Source organism: Fundidesulfovibrio sp. (assembly GCF_058402725.1).
Map to the genome: position 1 here is coordinate 1 of NZ_JBZVFJ010000276.1, position 2,563 is coordinate 2,563.

Annotated in this window: 4 protein-coding genes; all 4 read right to left on the reverse strand. The window is 72.1% G+C overall.

The genetic code is table 11. The annotated features are described in order from the left end of the window. The coding region (locus ACV4UX_RS18615) for a type VI secretion system Vgr family protein (RefSeq protein ID WP_491594775.1) at positions 1–743 on the reverse strand (743 nt) is incomplete at its 3' end. 124 nt (positions 744–867) lie between these two features. Further along, positions 868–1,278 carry a DUF4150 domain-containing protein gene (locus ACV4UX_RS18620; protein WP_491594776.1) on the reverse strand — a complete coding sequence of 137 codons (411 nt, stop codon included), beginning with the start codon at positions 1,276–1,278 and terminating at the stop codon, positions 868–870. 10 nt (positions 1,279–1,288) lie between these two features. Next, positions 1,289–1,939, reverse strand: a complete 651-nt coding sequence (locus ACV4UX_RS18625; RefSeq protein ID WP_491594777.1) for a DUF3540 domain-containing protein — start codon at positions 1,937–1,939, stop codon at positions 1,289–1,291. A gap of 31 nt (positions 1,940–1,970) precedes the next feature. After that, positions 1,971–2,563, reverse strand: a 593-nt coding sequence (locus ACV4UX_RS18630; RefSeq protein ID WP_491594778.1) for a pentapeptide repeat-containing protein, incomplete at its 5' end; no start/stop codon positions are given.

Consider the following 2,563-nt stretch of genomic DNA (forward strand, 5'->3'; position numbering starts at 1 on the left):
GTGGCCTGGAGGGTCTTGCAGGTGCGGTAGTTGTAGCCCTGCACGCGCACGCCCCGGGGTGTCTGGCGGGAGCAGCGGCGGAAGGTCCGGGCATGCTCCGGGGACTGCGCGTCCGTCAGGCCCGAGGCCGGGCGGTAGGCCAGATGGGCGTCGTTGCCCAGGGGCATGTGGGACATGAAGGTGTCCGTGACCACCAGCTTCTCGCGGTCGGCCTCCTGCTCGAAGAAACAGTAGACCCCGGCGCGCTCCATGAGTCGGCTGGCGAAGTTCCAGCCGGTCTCGGCGTACTGGCAGATCCATTCGCGCCGGGAGTAGGTGTCGCGCAGGCGGAATTCGAGGTCCAGGCCCTGCTGGAGCCCGGCCTCGCGGAACACGGAGTCCAGCACGCGGGTCAGGTCCGCGTCGAGGAAGATGCGCGTGCCCAGGGTCTGGGTGAGCCACCACGCGCGGGGGACCAGGACGGCCCGGTAGTAGGTGAGCCCGTGGTTGCGCTCCAGTTGGTCGAACTCGCGCACGATGCCGTGCCAGAAGATGTCGCACCCCGAAGGACGGCGCACGGTGAGCGTGGCCCGCCCGGATTGCACGGCTTCCGGGTCCGGCCCTGGTCCGGACGCGGCCAGGAACGTTTCGAATTCGTAGAGCCCCGCGAGAGCCTCCCGGCCGGTGAAACGGGCCACCTGGAAGGTGTCGGCGGACAGGCCGGAAACGGCGAACTCCGAACGGGGGGGAACGGCTTCAGGCATGGCGCGCCTCCCGGATGGCGTTGAACGCTGTCTTTGCGGAGCGCTTCGCCGTCGGGCGCGCTCCTGGAGAGCGCGAACCTACGTGAAGACTGCCGTCGCGGCAACCCGGCCCGCGTTGAAGGCGCTATTCCATGTACATCACCGTTGTCTGGCTGGGGTTGCTCACCACGCCCACGGTGTTGGGGTTGTCGCCGTTCTGCTTGGTGGCGGAGCTCTGGAACACGGCGGCCTCGCCCTCGATGACCACCTTGAGGCTCCCCGAGGTGAAGCGGCACGGCCCCTGGATGCGGCCCGAGGCCACACCGCCCGCCGTGCCCGGCTCGTCGCCCACGCTCTGGGCGATCTCGGTCTTGAGGGTGAGGGCCTTGGCCCCCTTGACGAACACCTTGGAGGCGCACGTGGAGCCCTTGGCGTTCTGCATCATGGCCATGTTCTGGTAGGGGATGGGCACCGGGTCCGGCGCGGGTGGCGCGGGGGTGAGGCACACGTCGGGGAAGGCCCCGGCCATGCCGGTCTCGTTAGTGGTGGCGAACATGGTTTGCTCCTCAACCCAGGCGGATCTTCCGGCCGTCCACGTCCACGTTGCCGCGCGATTCGAGGCGCATCTCCCCGGCGTCCAGGCGCAGGGAGTCTTCCGCTTCCAGGCGGTAGCGCCCGGCGCGCACGTCCTCGCACTCGTCCACGCGACGGAACACCCGCGTGGCGCGCTCCACCAGGCGGCCCACCACGCGCTCCACGGCCCCGGCGGCGGTGCGGATGCGGGCGAAGGCCTGGGTGAGGCTCTCGCCCGAAAGCGAAAGCGCGCCGGCGCGCACGTCGGCCCTGTCGGCCTCCAGCGCTGCCCGGGGCGCGGACATCTCCAGGCGCTGCCCGGCGCACAGGCCCAGGAGCCCGGCTTCCAGGGTCAGGGGCCCCTGCCCGCCGTGCAGCGTCAGCCCCTCCTCCAGGCCCGCGCGGCCCGGGCCCTGGGAGGCCCGCACGAGCACCGAGAGCACGAAGGCCGCGCCCGAGGGCTCGTTCACGGCGAGCACCAGGTCGCCTGGCTCGGGCTCCAGCAGGCAGCCCGCCGCGCGCAACGCGGGGAAGACCGCGCCGCCCCGGCGCACCAGAAGGCGGCCGTCCAGGGCGCCCGTCACCGTGGCGAGGCTCAGGACGGGCTCCTCGCCGCCGGGGTTCATCTTGGCCAATGCGTTCATGATGGCTCCATGGGGTTCGTGCGCCCGGGCATCAGGCCGGGGGCGGGATCCAGTCCTCGGCGGCGGCCAGGGCCGGATCGGTTGGGCGCGCGCCCTCGGTGGCCGCGCCGTCGAGCACGGCGTCCTGCAGGGCCGTGCGGTGGAGATTGGCGAGCGTCAGGTTCGAGCCGGAAAGGTCGGCGCGCGCAAGGTCCGCGTGGGAGAGGTCCGCGCGGGTGAGGTCCGCGCCCGCGAGCCGCGCCCCGGGCAGGGACGCCCCGGTCAGGATGGCGTTGGGCAGCTGCGCGCCGCGCAGATCCGCCCCGGCGAGCCCGGCCTGCTCGAAGCTGGCCATGGCGAATTCGCCGCGCAGGATCGCGCCCGGGGCCTTTGCCCCGTCGAAGTGCGCGCACTGCGCCCTGGCCCCGAGAAGCGACGCGCCCGAGAGATCGGCCCCCGCCAGGGAGGCCTGGGTGAGGTCGCAGCCCTCGAAAACGGCCTCGCGGCAGAGCGCGCCGTCGAGGTAGGCCATGAAAAGGTTGCAGCCCTCGAAGCGGGCCTGGGAGAGGTCCGCCTTGTCCAGGAAGGTCTTGGCGAAGGAGCACCCGGCGAAGCGCTGACCGGCCAGGGACAGGCCCTCCATCT